Origin of the sequence: Rhizobium mesosinicum (assembly GCF_019511345.1) — a bacterium.
GTDB lineage: Bacteria > Pseudomonadota > Alphaproteobacteria > Rhizobiales > Rhizobiaceae > Rhizobium > Rhizobium mesosinicum.
Window position 1 is genome coordinate 510640 of sequence record NZ_JAEUAK010000004.1, and the last position, 14083, is coordinate 524722.

The 14083-nt window shown below is 59.5% G+C and carries 15 protein-coding genes; 5 read left to right on the top strand and 10 right to left on the bottom strand.

The window, feature by feature from the left end; genetic code table 11:
• Positions 1-68: 68 nt before the first annotated feature.
• Together JNB85_RS13420 and JNB85_RS13425 are read left to right on the top strand one after the other, a co-directional pair.
• Positions 69-464, top strand: a complete 396-nt coding sequence (locus JNB85_RS13420; RefSeq protein WP_220334782.1) for an NADH:ubiquinone oxidoreductase subunit NDUFA12 — start codon at positions 69-71, stop codon at positions 462-464.
• Between the two features lie 117 nt (positions 465-581).
• The gene (locus tag JNB85_RS13425) at positions 582-1022 is read left to right on the top strand and encodes a DUF2155 domain-containing protein (RefSeq protein WP_220334783.1); all 441 of its coding nucleotides are present in this window, start codon (positions 582-584) and stop codon (positions 1020-1022) included.
• A 122-nt stretch (positions 1023-1144) separates the two neighbouring features.
• On the opposite strand, the gene JNB85_RS13430 is transcribed toward JNB85_RS13425, so the two are convergent.
• The 6 genes from JNB85_RS13430 to JNB85_RS13455 form a co-directional block, all read right to left on the bottom strand.
• Positions 1145-2074, bottom strand: a complete 930-nt coding sequence (locus JNB85_RS13430) for a DUF2167 domain-containing protein (protein ID WP_220334784.1) — start codon at positions 2072-2074, stop codon at positions 1145-1147.
• Positions 2075-2148: 74 nt separating this feature from the next.
• Entirely contained in the window at positions 2149-2766 is a 618-nt protein-coding gene (gene aat, locus JNB85_RS13435) for a leucyl/phenylalanyl-tRNA--protein transferase (RefSeq protein ID WP_220334785.1), read from the bottom strand.
• Positions 2767-2772: 6 nt separating this feature from the next.
• Positions 2773-4125, bottom strand: coding sequence for an acetyl-CoA carboxylase biotin carboxylase subunit (gene accC, locus JNB85_RS13440; protein ID WP_220334786.1), 1353 nt, complete (start codon positions 4123-4125; stop codon positions 2773-2775).
• Between the two features lie 10 nt (positions 4126-4135).
• Positions 4136-4615, bottom strand: coding sequence for an acetyl-CoA carboxylase biotin carboxyl carrier protein (gene accB / locus JNB85_RS13445; RefSeq protein WP_220334787.1), 480 nt, complete (start codon positions 4613-4615; stop codon positions 4136-4138).
• A gap of 21 nt (positions 4616-4636) precedes the next feature.
• Positions 4637-5074, bottom strand: a complete 438-nt coding sequence (gene aroQ, locus JNB85_RS13450) for a type II 3-dehydroquinate dehydratase (protein WP_088394296.1) — start codon at positions 5072-5074, stop codon at positions 4637-4639.
• Positions 5075-5318: 244 nt separating this feature from the next.
• Positions 5319-6077, bottom strand: coding sequence for a DsbA family protein (locus JNB85_RS13455; RefSeq protein ID WP_183743542.1), 759 nt, complete (start codon positions 6075-6077; stop codon positions 5319-5321).
• A 206-nt stretch (positions 6078-6283) separates the two neighbouring features.
• Between JNB85_RS13455 and JNB85_RS13460 the strand changes: the two genes are divergently transcribed.
• A complete protein-coding gene (locus JNB85_RS13460; RefSeq protein ID WP_220334788.1) occupies positions 6284-7441 on the top strand; it encodes a pyridoxal phosphate-dependent aminotransferase in 1158 nt (385 codons plus the stop codon).
• Between the two features lie 7 nt (positions 7442-7448).
• Here JNB85_RS13460 and JNB85_RS13465 read toward each other — a convergent pair whose 3' ends face one another.
• Positions 7449-8240 (bottom strand): aldolase, encoded by a 792-nt coding sequence (locus JNB85_RS13465; protein ID WP_220334789.1) that lies wholly within the window; start codon positions 8238-8240, stop codon positions 7449-7451.
• A complete protein-coding gene (locus JNB85_RS13470; RefSeq protein ID WP_220334790.1) occupies positions 8230-8964 on the bottom strand; it encodes a haloacid dehalogenase type II in 735 nt (244 codons plus the stop codon). Before JNB85_RS13470 ends, JNB85_RS13465 begins: the two co-directional genes overlap by 11 nt.
• Positions 8965-9051: 87 nt before the next feature.
• Here JNB85_RS13470 and JNB85_RS13475 point away from each other — a divergent pair, with 87 nt between their 5' ends.
• Positions 9052-9903: a LysR family transcriptional regulator gene (locus JNB85_RS13475; RefSeq protein WP_220334791.1), complete on the top strand. Its 852-nt coding sequence runs from the start codon at positions 9052-9054 to the stop codon at positions 9901-9903.
• Here the strand turns inward: JNB85_RS13475 and JNB85_RS13480 are convergent.
• Positions 9900-11246: a DUF2778 domain-containing protein gene (locus JNB85_RS13480; RefSeq protein WP_220334792.1), complete on the bottom strand. Its 1347-nt coding sequence runs from the start codon at positions 11244-11246 to the stop codon at positions 9900-9902. The two genes, JNB85_RS13475 and JNB85_RS13480, sit on opposite strands and share 4 nt — an antisense overlap.
• A gap of 291 nt (positions 11247-11537) precedes the next feature.
• Entirely contained in the window at positions 11538-13370 is a 1833-nt protein-coding gene (locus tag JNB85_RS13485) for a PHA/PHB synthase family protein (RefSeq protein ID WP_220334793.1), read from the bottom strand.
• Between the two features lie 148 nt (positions 13371-13518).
• Here JNB85_RS13485 and JNB85_RS13490 point away from each other — a divergent pair, with 148 nt between their 5' ends.
• The gene (locus JNB85_RS13490; protein WP_220334794.1) at positions 13519-13941 is read left to right on the top strand and encodes a hypothetical protein; all 423 of its coding nucleotides are present in this window, start codon (positions 13519-13521) and stop codon (positions 13939-13941) included.
• Positions 13942-14083 lie beyond the last annotated feature (142 nt).

A 14083-nucleotide genomic window follows, 5' to 3' on the forward strand; every position in this document is an offset into this window, starting at 1 on the left:
GCTCGGCGGCGGCATAAGCGAAAAGCCTATCTGCTTTCGTCCGCGTCCTGCGGCCACGAGGAAAAGACATGATCAAGTTCCTGCTGCACACCTTCACCTGGTGGAACAATTACACTTTCGGCACGCTGTTCGCCCTTCGCGGCTTCAAACGTGTTGGTGAAGACGAGTTCGGCAATGTCTATTACGAAGGCGGTCTTTCCTCCTACGGCCTGCCGAAGCGCTGGGTGATCTACAAGGGTTACGCCGAAGCGTCCGCCATTCCTCCGGGCTGGCACGGCTGGATGCACCACCGGACCGACGTTCCGCCGTCCAAGGAAAACTACGTCGCCAAGGAATGGCAGAAGCCGCACCGCGCCAACCCCACGGGTTCGCCGCAGGCCTACCGTCCGCCGGGTTCGCTCTCGGCTGCTGGCGAACGTCCGCGCGTGACCGGCGACTACGACGCATGGACACCTGGCAACTGAGCGTCGAGCATCCGACGGCGGGTCCTGCCTCGCGCTTTGGCCACAATTGACCTTTACCCGCAGGTTGGCCGCAATCGCTGCGGCCATGAACCTGATATGTGCTGGAGACGGGTAGATATGAAGCTTTCCCTGCGAAACACGGTCCTGCCGGCTGCGGGAGCTGTATCGCTATTGGCGCTGTCCGCCGGGCTTCTTTCCAATCAGGCACAGGCTGCTCGCATCGACAATCCGGTCGCCGTCTTCTCTGGCCTCGACAAGATCACCGGCCGCATCACCACTTTCGATGTTTATGTCAACGAAACGGTCCAGTTCGGCGCCCTGCAGGTGACGCCGAAGGCCTGTTATTCGCGCGATCAGGCGGAAGCCCAGAAGATCGATGGTTTCGTCGAAGTCGACGAGATCACACTGGACCGCAAGATCCGCCGCATCTTCACCGGCTGGATGTTTGCCGACAGCCCCGGCCTAAACGCCGTGGAGCATCCGATCTACGACGTCTGGCTCAAGGACTGCAAGCAGAATTCGGACGTCCCGCCTCCGGACAGCGCCGGCGCCAAGTAAGGACACGCGCCTGATCGACCGGACTTTCAGCTGCAAATAACTATCTACAGCAAGATGACGTTGGCGCCGGGTGCGTGCCGCATACAATCCGTTTGATGTGACACGTCTGCTGATGCTGGTCACTATGCGCTGGGCGTTTTGTTGCCGGTGAAGAGCTTCTTCACGAAACCGACCGCCCCGCCAAATACCACAAAGACAAGGATCCAGGCCTTCTTGAGGAAGGCAGCGGCGATTGCCAGCAGCCCGATCTTCGCGGCAACCTTGGCTCCAGCGCCTGCAGCGATCATGCCTGCCATCCCGTAGGCAGCGATCTTGTCGCCATCCACGTGATCGCTATAGGCCATTCCCTTGTCGAACTGGACGAGCTTGGTCACGGTCGGGACGGCGGTCTCGATTTCCTTCAACTGTTCGAGACCGGCAACGAAGTCGAACTGAAAGACACCCTCACGGCCCAGCGTGCGCACGGAATAGTTCAGTGTATGCTGCGTGTTTCCATTCTCGTTGAACACCAAATCGCGTGCCCAGTGCAGGGCGTGTGCGGATTGGTCGTAATGCGGGGCAGAGGCCCAGCCGACGAGTGTCACCGTCGGAAAGCCCTGCTTCTGTCGCTCGGTATTGCTCTCCGAAATGGAGTCCTTGATGTTCTGCAGCAGTTCATCGTAGTCGATCGTCGCTGCGTCGGCATCCGATACATAGCCATCCGCGCTGAATTCGACGACCGAACCCCATGACCCGACATCGGTCGGGGAATATTGTGCAGGAAATAACATGCCCAACGCGTCAGCCGCCGCGCCCGGAGGGTTGCCCCAGATATCGACGAGCACGGTCTTCGTATCTTCGGGGCTGAGATAGTAGAACCCCTCCGGTACATTCAGCGTAGCCTTCGCAGCCGGCAGCCTGATCGCCCCTTGCTGGAAGTCGAGCTTCTGCAGAACCGGCTTTTCTTGCTCGGAGAAATCCGTTCTGGTCGGAAACATGTCCTGATAGGGGCGGGCATCGGCTGCTCCGGCAGCCATGGCGAGCAGGATCGCTGCCGCAAAATATCGCTTCAAGATTTCACCCTCCGTTGCAGCCCGACCTTAAACCGGTTGGCCGAAAAATCAACGCTGAGATGAAAAATTCAACCTTAAAACTTAAGGTGGGGCGATTCCATCGCCGCGGCAAGCATCAGCGCGTAGTCCGCTTTCGGCACGTCGAGCGCCCCGAATGTTTTGAGATGCTCTGTCGTGAATTGCGTGTCGAGCAAGGTGAAGTGCTGCCGCCTCAGATGCTCGACGAGATGGACGAGACAGATTTTCGAAGCATCGGTGCGTCGCGAGAACATACTTTCCCCAAAGAAGGCGGAGCCGAGAGAAACACCATAGAGGCCGCCGACGAGTTCATTGCCATCCCAGGCCTCGACAGAATGGGCATGGCCCATGCGGTGCAGGGCGGAGTAGAGCGTTCGAATCGTCTCATTGATCCAGGTACTCGGACGATCAGCCGTCTCCTGCGCGCAAGCGGTCATGACGGCATCGAAAGCGCTGTTGAAGCGGATCTCGAAGGGCTTTTGCCGAATTGTCTTTCGAAGACTTTTGGAAACGTGGAAACGATCGTCGAGCGGCAGGACGCCGCGGACATCGGGTTCGACCCAGAAAATTTCCGGATCGTCGGCGGATTCGGCCATGGGGAAGAGGCCGATCGAATAGGCGCGCAGGAGGATCTCCGGGGTAATACCTGGTGATTTCCTGCGCGCTCCTGCCATTCTGTCCTATGTTGCCGGCTTGCTGTTGGCGAGATACTTTTCCAGCCAATGGATATCATAATCGCCATTGGCGATATCCTGGTTGGAAACGAGATCCTGGAACAGTGGCAGCGTTGTCTTGATGCCGTCAACGACAAATTCATCGAGCGCACGGCGCAGGCGCATCATGCATTCGACGCGCGTACGGCCGTGAACGATCAGCTTGCCGATGAGGCTGTCGTAATAAGGCGGGATCCTATAGCCCTGATAGGCGCCGGAATCGATACGTACGCCAAGACCGCCCGGTGCATGGAAATGCGTAATCGTGCCGGGTGACGGTACGAAGGTGCGTGCGTCCTCGGCATTGATGCGGCATTCGATGGCATGGCCCTGGAAGTGCACTTCATCCTGCGTGACCGAGAGACCGCCGCCGGAGGCAACGCGGATCTGTTCGTGCACGAGGTCGATGCCGGTGATGGCTTCGGTGACCGGATGCTCCACCTGCAGGCGAGTGTTCATTTCGATGAAATAGAACTCGCCATTTTCGTATAAGAACTCGATCGTTCCGGCGCCGTGATATTTCAGCTTCTTCATCGCGTCGGCGCAAATCTGGCCGATCTTCATGCGCTGTTCGACGTTGAGCGCCGGAGAATTGGCTTCTTCCCAGACCTTCTGGTGACGACGCTGAAGCGAGCAGTCGCGTTCGCCGAGATGGATCGCGTTTCCCTCGCCATCACCGAATACCTGGATTTCGATGTGGCGCGGCTTTTCGAGGTACTTTTCCATATAGACGGCGTCGTTGCCGAAGGCGGCGGCGGCCTCGGTGCGGGCCGTTGACCAGGCTTCGATCAGATCGGCTTCGGTCTTGGCGACCTTCATGCCGCGTCCGCCGCCGCCGGCCGTTGCCTTGATCAGCACCGGATAGCCGATATAGGCAGCCGTCTTCAGTGCGTCCTCTTCGGTCTTCACTTCGCCGTCGGAGCCGGGAACGACGGGAATGCCGAGTTCCTGCGCCGTCGTCTTGGCGGTGATCTTGTCGCCCATGATGCGGATATGTTCCGCCGTAGGGCCGATGAAGGTAATGCCGTGCGCTTCGAGAATATCGGCGAACTTGGCGTTTTCCGACAGGAAGCCATAGCCCGGATGCACGGCATCAGCCCCTGTGATCTCGCAGGCAGCGACGATCTGGTGGATGTTAAGATAGCTTTCGCGCGACGGTGGCGGGCCGATACACACACTCTCATCAGCGAGGCGCACATGCATGGCGTCGGCATCCGCCGTCGAATGCACGGCCACACTTGCGATGCCGAGTTCCTTGCAGGCGCGCAGCACGCGAAGGGCGATCTCGCCGCGATTGGCTATGAGGATCTTGGAGATCATTGGCAAAGCCTTATTCGATGACGACGAGCGCCTGACCATATTCGACGGGCGACCCGTCTTCGACAAGGATTTCCGTGACCTTGCCGGACTTCGGCGAGGGGATCTGGTTCATCGTCTTCATCGCTTCGATGATGAGGAGCGTCTGGCCTTCCTTGACTGTCGTACCGATTTCGATGAAGGCGCGTGCGCCCGGTGCCGGCGCCATGTAGGCCGTGCCGACCATCGGCGCGTTGACCGTATTTGCCGGGTTGCGGCCTGCAACGGCAGCCGGGGCAGTTGCTGCCGCGACGGGGGCTGCTGCGGCGGGGGCCGGTGCCGCATAGGCAGGGGCTGCGATCGGCGCCTGGATATACTGGGTCGTGCCTGCGCGCGAAACGCGGATCCGCAGATCTTCCTGTTCGACTTCGATCTCGGTCAGATCCGTGTCCTTGAGGATATTGGCGAGATCGCGGATCAGTGCCTGATCGATACCGGATTTCTTGTCAGCCATGAGTGTTGCCCTGTCTTCTTCTTATGCCGTGATGTTCTTCAGCGCGTGCAGCGCCAGGATGTAGCTGTGAGGCCCGAAGCCGCAGATCACGCCCTTGCATGCGGGTGCGATCATCGACTTGTGGCGGAATTCTTCCCGTGCATGCACGTTGGATATGTGGAGCTCGATGACGGGAATGGAAATGGCACGGATCGCATCGTGCAGCGCGACCGACGTATGCGTATAGGCGCCTGCATTGATGGCGACGCCGGCGGCCTTTTCGTCCGCCTCGTGAAACCAGTCCACCAGCGTGCCTTCGTGATTGCTTTGACGGAAGTCGATGTCGAAACCGAGTTCTCGGCCTGCAGCCTTGCAGTCCGCCTCGATGTCCTTGAGCGTCTTGCCGCCATAGATGCCAGGTTCTCGCTTGCCCAGCATATTCAGGTTCGGCCCGTTCAGGACAAAAATCGTTTGCGTCATCGAATGTTCCGTTTGGCGCATCGGCTCTTGATCCTCTCGGGATCAAGCGACCGCTACGCGGTTCAATGTATTCATCGCGTCCGACGCCCAGCTGTTGGCAGCAAAGGCACGGGAATGCGCGAGCGCCACCTATAGACTCCACGCAGACTTATTGAAAGCCCTTACAGAATCGGCAGAGGACCTCGCGCCATGTTTGTCCACATGGCTGAAACGCTTCGATTTAGGCGATTTGATGGGCGCAGGTTCAGCAACTCGTCTTGCCGCAGGCCCGCATGTTCTTCACCTTGGCTTCGAGATCGTCGATGCCGACGGCGCCGGGCACCATTTCGTTTCCGATCACATAAGATGGCGTACCGCTGATGCCGAGATTGGCGGCGAGCTGATAAGTCGCCTGCACGATGTCATCGTTTGGGCTCTTTTTCATCTCCGCACGAATCTTGTCTTCGCCGACGCCGAGAGAGGAGGCGACCTGGATTGCGGTGTCCTCGGAGGCGCGGCCGTCGCTGCCGAGCAGCGCCACGTGGAAATCGCCGTACTTTTCCGGCGCAAGCCGGCGGAAGGCATCCGCCACGCGATGTGCCGCGACCGAATCCGGCCCGAGAATCGGAAACTCCTTCAGCACAAAGCGGACATTCTTGTCCTTCTTCAGGAGCGCCTGCATGTCGGGCAGGGCGTGGCGGCAATAAGTGCAGTTATAGTCGAAGAATTCGACGACGGTGACATCGCCTTTGGGGTTGCCAAGCGTCACATCATTTTTGGAATCGAAGATGCCGTCGGTATTGTTCTCGATAGCCATGGTGGCCTTCACCTGCTGGGCCATCTGTTGCTTCTTCTGCAGCGCGTCCTGCACTTCAAGCATGATCTCCGGATTTTCGATCAGATACTGCTTGATGAATTCACCCAGTTCCTTCTTCTGCTGATCGTCGAATGCAAATGCCTGAGCCGGAAGGGCGATGGAGGCTGCAAGCGCCAGCGCGGTGAGCGTTTTGGAGAAGAAGGCCATGGTATCCTCGTCATCGGCTGATGGATTTTCGAAGCGAAATTACCATTGCCGGGTTAATGGGCTTGGATGCGTCTGCACCAAATTACGGCGCGTCGGGCCGCCATCAAACAGGAATTTTCCTCCGATCCAAGCCCTCGCGGGATTGTGATGAGCCGATTATTGCGGCAATTGTCTGGCCTTTATCTAAAGCCAGGCAGGAAGTGATCGTGTTTTCTATATCGAAACGCAGCGAAGTCGAACCATTCCACGCCATGGATGTTCTGGCCGAAGCGACGAAGAGGCGGGCAGGCGGTCACCCCGTTATTTCCATGGCTGTCGGCCAGCCCTCGCATCCCGCACCCCGGGCAGCCCTTGACGCGGCCCGCACAGCGCTCGCGGAAGGGCGCCTCGGCTATACGGACGCGCTCGGCACAGCACGGCTGAAACATGCGCTCGCCTGGCACTATCGCAATCGCCACGGCTTGGAGATCGATCCTGCGCGCATTGCCGTCACGACAGGCTCGTCGGCCGCCTTCAATCTCGCTTTCCTGTCGCTTTTTGATGCCGGCGATGCGGTCGCCATCGCCCGGCCAGGCTACCCGGCCTACCGCAACATCCTTGGCGCTCTTGGCCTCCATGTGGTCGAAGTGCCTGTCACGGCGGACACGCATTTCACGCTAACGCCCGAGAGCCTCGAAGCGATCCGGCTGGAAAAGGGCGTGAAACTGAAGGGCGTGCTGCTGGCAAGTCCTGCTAATCCAACCGGCACAGTCACCGGCCGCGAAGGCCTGAAGGCGCTTGCCGCTTATTGCGATGCCAATGACATCGCCTTCATCTCCGACGAGATCTATCATGGCCTCACTTTTGCGGGCGAAGAGACGAGCGCGCTGGAACTGACGGACGAGGCAATCGTCATCAATTCCTTCTCCAAATATTACTGCATGACCGGCTGGCGTATCGGCTGGATGGTACTGCCCGAGCGGCTGGTGCGCCCGATCGAGCGCGTCGCCCAGAGCCTCTATATCTCGCCGCCGGAACTCTCCCAAATCGCTGCTACGGCTGCTCTGAACGCCAACGAAGAATTGGATCGCGTCAAGGCAAGCTATGCCGCCAATCGTGAACTGCTGCTCGATCGGTTGCCGAAGATCGGCCTTGCGCCGGCGTCGCCGATGGATGGCGCCTTTTACGCTTATGTGGATGTTTCGCGCTTCACCAATGACAGCATGGGTTTCGCGCGGCGCATGCTGGCGGAGATCAATGTCGCCACCACCCCCGGCCTCGATTTCGACCCGGTTGAAGGACCACGCACCCTGCGCATGTCCTATGCCGGTTCGGAGGCCGAGATCGCCGAGGCTCTGGAGCGCATCGGCGCCTGGCTGAAATAGGCGGGATTTAGTTCCTGTATTCCGGCGCCTGCCGGTCGAGAACACGCCTGACGCTTTCAAGATGCAGGCGCGCACTTTCCGGATCGCCTTCCCGCATCTGCTTTGCGGCCTGTTCAGCGATATCGGTCGGCACAGCAATCAATTGCCGCCCGGTGCTCATCGCCTTGAGCTGAACTTCAGCGGCGCGCTCAAGATAATAGAGATCGTCCCAGGCTTCGGCGATGTTCGGTGCGCAGACCATGACGCCATGGTTCTTCATGAACAGGATGTCCTTGTCGCCAAGCACGGCTGCGATCCTGTCGCCCTCGCGCTCATCGAGTGCCAGTCCGTTATAGTTTTCATCGACCGCGACGCGGCCATAGAATTTCAGCGACGTCTGACCGGCCCAAACGAAGGGATCACCCTCGACCATGCTGAGCGCGGTCGCGTTCGGCATATGCGTATGGAAGGCGGCACCCACGCGCGGCGACATCTTGTGCAGTCGGGCATGGATGAAGAAGGCGGTCGCCTCCGGCACGCCGTCGCCGGCGATGACATTGCCATCGTAATCGCAGATCAGCAGAGACGAGGCGGTGGCCTCCTGAAAGGCCCAGCCGAGCCTGTTGACCAGGAAGAGATCGGGGTGGCCGGGCACGACGGCGGAGAAGTGATTGCAGATGTCTTCCTCGAGCCCGAGCCGCGCGGCCATTCTCAGGCAGGCCGCCAGATCGATACGCGCCTGCAAGATCTCGTCCGTATCGAGCGGCAAATTGCGCAGTATCGCGGGCTGTCCTTTCGCAAGGTTCAGTTCATGAGCCATGTCTTGTCTCCAATCGCGTCAATCGCATCCAGCCGTTGGCGGCAAATAGGCCGGGCACCTTGTCGAGCGTCGGCACGATCTCGTTGGGACGATAATCGCTGAGCGGCTTCCGTCCCGTGCCGCGATCCACCCAGATCGCACGAAAACCGAGTTCGCGCGCGGCCGCAAGGTCAAGATGTGGGCTGGCGCAGATATGCACGAGATCATCCATGCCGATGTCGAGTGTTTTCCAGGCATGCCGGAAAATCTCCGGTGACGGCTTATAGGCTTCCGCCTGTTCCGCGGTAATCACCCGATCGACGAAACCGCCGAGCTGCGCGACATTGCCCGCAATGATCGCGTCGTCCGTATTGGAGATGATGGCGAGCCGGAAACCGGCAGCTTTCAGCTTGCCGAGCGTCTCGACCACTTCGGGGAAGGGTGGCATCCGGCCGATCGACGAGGTCAGCAGATCGGCATCGGCAATGTCAAACGGCAGGCCGAACTCCTTCATCGCCAATTGCAATGCGAGAGCCGTGACCTGTTTGAAACATCGGTGCGGCTTCTGCTGTTCCAGTTCGTGCTCATGGCGATCATAGACGGCAATGAAGCTCGCCCGGTCGATATCTTTGCCCTTGGCCGACAATATCGCATCCATGGCGGCAAGCAGGCCCTCATCCCATTGGATCAGCGTCCCGTAGCAATCGAAGGTCAGCCAGGTTGGTTGGTTTCCGGAAAGGGTCATCTATCACCTCCATGATTTGCCTCATGTTGACAAAGAACACGGCCATTGAGAAATTAAATGTGATAATTACAGATAGTGGAAAATCGAATGAGCTTCGCCTTCGACCTCGATCTTCTCCGGACCTTCGCAGCGGTCGTCGATGCCGGCGGCTTCACGCGGGCGGCTGAGCGTGTTCACCTTACCCAGTCCACCGTCAGCCAGCAGATCAAGAAGCTCGAGGCCAACATCGGCCACACCCTGCTTCTGCGCGACAAGTCGACAGGCGGCATCCAGACGACGGAGGAGGGCGAGGTACTCCTAAGTTATGCGCGGCGTCTCCTGGCGACAGCAGAAGAGGCAATGGATGTGATGCGCAAGCCTGCTGCTCCCAAAACCGTCAGGCTCGGTGTGCCCGAGGATTTTGCCGGCCGCAGACTGATTGATCTCCTGTCGGGTTTTTCCGCCGCCTCTCCGCATATAAGGCTCGATACGGTGAGCGGCTGGAGTGTCGAGCTTCGCCGCCTTCTGGAGGTCGGCGAGATCGATCTTGCGCTGATCAAGCGCGAACCCGGAGACGGTGCTTGTCTGGCGAGTTGGAAAGAAGAATTGGTCTGGGTGGAGAGCATGAGGCCTTCGGGGAGGGACGAAACGGTGCCGCTTGCCGTCTTTCCGGTTGGGTGTATCTACCGTGAAAGGGCGATCCGCTTCATCGAGCGCAGCGGACGGCGCTGGCGCATAGCCTATACGAGCCAAGGCTTGATGGGCGTACAGGCGGCAGTCGCATCCGGCCTCGGCATCAGCCTGCTGCCGTCGGATGCGGTTCTGCCGGAGCACAGGAAGCTCGGAAGCGCCGACGGCTTCGATCCGCAGCCGGCATCGGAACTCGCCCTTGTCAAAGGGCGGTTGCGCCTGTCGGCGGAAAGCCGCTCGCTCGCCGATTTCCTAGTGGCGAATCTTTAGGTCCGTGAGGAGAACAGCGAAGCGAGCGTCGAAGCCGGCTTGTTGTTCATCCGCGGCACGACGACAAGCTGGCGGATTTCACCGCGTTTGTAGGCGGCGAGGAAGCGCTTGTAATCCTTGAACGAAATGCAGCCGTTGGAATCGCCGTTCTTGCCAAGCATGTAGGTATGCGCCAGCAGACCAACGCGGTTGAAGATCGCGTCGGAACCTTGCACCGGCGTCAGGCGAATGGCCGCCACGCCATGGAACAGGGCTTCGCGCATCGTCAAGTTATAGGTGTGCGGCGGCGTCGGTCCGCGCATCTTCTGATCAATGTAACGCGGGTTGTCGCGCATCTTTCCGAGGCCGGAATGAGCCTCCAGCCGCTCGCCGTTCGGCAGGTAGACCGTCGCGTTTTCGATATCGTAGATCGCGACACCGGCGCGCAGGCGCGGTGTAAAGCCCCGTTTGTCGTAGCGCGGCACCGCATCGTCGTCGTCATCTTCGATCGGTGAATTCGGCTTGGCATAGGCGAGCACAGGCTCGGCAGCTCGCTGCGACTCCTTGGTGGCCGGCGCCGGCTTGCCGACGAGGCCGTCGGGCCGCGCCATCGGCAGCGGTACGGAGTCCTCGTCGGGCGCAAGAACCAGATCGAAAGGCGGTGCGCCATCCTCCGCTTCGGCGACTTCGATCTCTGCCCGGCTATCGGCGGCAGGAGCGGCAGCGCGGTTGGCCGGCGGTGGCTCGACTGGAACAGGTGTTACGCGCGGCCCGGCTTCGGCAAGCGCGAGCATAGCCGGCATTTCGGCCTCGGCGATTGCTTCCTTCGACGGAATGATGATCCGGTCGGCGTCATCTTCGGCGGGCGCGGCGGCAGCGGTTTCGACGGCCGGCCCGGAGGTCTGGATGGTGTCTTCCTTGCTGAAGCGCGGATTGTCGGAAAGGGCGACCGGCTGAAGTTGCGCGACGGCAACGGCGAGGCGATTGGTCTTGGAGAGAGCCAGCTTTGCATTCGAGGCAGCAGATGTGCTTTCCGCATATGACTGGATCAACTGTGCCGTCAAAGGCACTGTCGGCTTGGCATCGAATGCAGCAAGGCGTGACGCCTTGTTCACGTGGATGAGCCGCTCATGCGTAACGGCAGCAGGTGTCGCCCTTAACGCGGCGGCAACCGGGGAAATCTCCTTCTGCGAAGATAACGGCATCGACACGGATTGCATCGTTGCAACAGCGCCTATAAGCCATGTGGAGGTCAAAAGTCCGGCGATTGCGATGCCGGTGAGTAAACCGCGAGACCTGCCTGAACGAACAGGGGATCCACCAAAAGGGGCGACGTCATTGAACGTCCCTACCGCAAACGCCATACTCAACTCGTCTTCCAAAACGCCCTACGCAGGCCGGCAGCCTGACTGACTGATCTTTGCCGGAGGCGCTAGCTGCCCAAAAAGGCCAAATTTTGGCCTATCCGCGACATGCGACCGTTTCTTAAGGATGACGAACTATGGTTTCCAATTGGTTTACAGGCGAAGCGCTCTGTTTGGATTGTCGCGAAAAGATGCGTAATATTTTAGGGAAAGCTATTTTTCAAAGGCTTGCTGTTCATCGCGTGCCATCACTCGGTGATTGTTGCTCTGATGGCCATAAAAATTCTGCCATCAGCTGCGCGCCATCACATAGCTGCCCGGAGCTTCCTCGATCGCGTTGAGTGCTGCTCCGCCGACCTTGCGGGCAGCCACACGCTCGCCGGCCTGCGACTCGATCCACGCATGCCAGTGCGGCCACCAGGAACCCTTCGTCTCCTTTGCCTTGGCAAGCCATGCATCATAGTCGCCCTTGGCCGGTCCGCCGGTCCAGAACTGATACTTATGCTTGTCCGGCGGATTGACGACGCCGGCAATATGGCCGGAGCCCGCAACGACGAACTGCACCTTGCCGCCGAAGAACTGGCTGCCGAGGAAGACAGACTTTGCTGGTGCGATATGGTCCTCGCGCGTCGCGAGATTATAGATCGGGATCTTGACGTCCTTCAGCGACACGGTCTTACCGTCCAGAACCATCTCATCCTTTGTCAGCGCATTCCGCAGATAGCAGTTGCGCAGGTAAAAGGCATGGTTGGCTGCGGCCATCCGCGTCGAATCGGCATTCCAGAACAACAGGTCGAAGGGCAGGGGCTCCTGGCCCTTCAGGTAGTTGTTGACGAAGTAGGGCCAGATGAGCTCGCTCGCCCTGAGCATGTTGAACGCCGTCGACATGCGCGAGCCGTCGAGATAGCCGAGCTCCTGCATATGCGCTTCCAGCGCCTGAAGCTGCTCCTCGTCGACAAAGACCTTCAGGTCGCCGGCATGGGTGAAGTCGACCTGGGTGGTGAAGAGCGTCGCACTCTTGATGCGCTTGTTCTTCTCCTTGGCATGCAGGGCAAGGGTTGCGGCAAGCAGCGTGCCGCCGACGCAATAGCCGATGGCGTTGACGTCCTGCTCGCCAGTCGCCTTCTCGACTGTTTCGAGTGCGAAATCGATGCCTTCCCTTGCGTAAGCCGTCCAGTCCTTCAGCGCATGGCGGCTATCCGGATTGACCCAGGAGATGACGAAGACGGTATGTCCCTGGTCCACGCACCATTTGATGAAGGATTTCTGCGGGTTGAGATCGAGGATGTAGAATTTGTTGATCCACGGTGGACAAATCAGCAATGGCCGTTTGAGCACGGTTTCCGTCGATGGCTCATACTGGATGATCTGGCAGATTTCGTTCTGGGCGATCACCTTGCCCGGCGTCAGCGCCATGTCCCGGCCGACAGCGAATTTGGTCATGTCGGTCTGGCGAAGACGCAGTTCGCCGCGACCGGCGATGATATCCTCGGTCAGCATCTTCATGCCGCGCACGAGGTTTTCGCCACTGGTCGCAATCGTTTCCCGGTAGACCTGCGGATTGGTGAGCGCGAAATTGGTGGGTGAGAGCGCCGCGGTGATCTGCTTCACATAAAAGCCGGCTTTGTGTTTCGTGTGCTCGTCGAGTCCTTCGGTCTCGGCCACCAGCTTTTCGGCCCAGTCGGCGGTCACGAAATAGACCTGCTTTAAAAATTCGAAGAAGGGATTCTTCTGCCAGTCTTCGTCGGCGAAACGCTTATCCACGCGAGCGGTCGGTTCCGCCGCCGCCGGGCTGCCCTGCATCCTCTGCATGGAGTTCATCCAGATGCCGAAGAACGAGCCCATCAGCTGCGTCTGCGCTTCGAAGGTTCGGCGCGGATCTGAAATCCAGTATTCAGTCACCTTGGAGAGCGTCTTCACTATATCGGTGACGGGTTCGACGACCGTGTCGGAGATTTCGCCGCGCTCGCGCGGGCCAAGCCATGCCGAAGCTGCCTTGCCGAGATTTTCGAGCGCACGGGCGAGGTTCATCGCCATGGCCTCGGGATCCTTCAGAAGATAGGGGTCGAGATCCTTGGCTTCGAAATCCACCTTGGCACCATTCTCCCGCTTGCTGTCGGTCACGCACTTCCTCCGGCGGCAGCATCCACTGTTTGTTCGTTGTACATCTGCTGTATCGAAGAAAACAAGTTCCGCCCGCCCGCTCTCATGCTATTGCTTTGTCGCTGCGACGAATTTAACAGTCGAAGCAGGCAGGATTGGATCATTAGGCATGACGACGACAGGCATTGGGCATATCGCGACCTTCACCCGCACCGCAGCGATCTGCGCGGCGGCCGCGGCCATGGCCTTTGCGCTTGCCGGATGCAACAAGACAGCCGAGGAGAAGAAGGCCTTCGCCCAGCGCATGGCAGCGCCGACGGCTGTCGTGATGCCGGCCTCCAAGGGCGAACCCGTTGAAGGCGGTCTGACCAAAAGCCGGGATGGCTACCCGTCGTTCGGTGCGCCACTGACGGCCGCCAACGTGCAGATGAGCGACGAACAGGCGGCTGAGCTTCAGCATCAGCTGACGGCCCTCAGCGCCAAGCGCCAGTCGGGTGCGATCTCGGAAGCGGAGTATCAGCGCCGCGTAGCAGAGATGCGGGAACTGGCGGCCCGGCACGGGGCTGAAACGCTCTCCGAAATCACCAAATAAGCCTTGCCTTTAGGGCGATTTGGACGCAAAGCCTTCCGGATGGATCGGAAGATGCAATTTTCCCGATAATGCGCGTCGTGCGCGGCTTCTCCGTCAAAGATTTGCCGCGCAGTTAAGCTGAAGAGGAATACGGCGCTGCGAG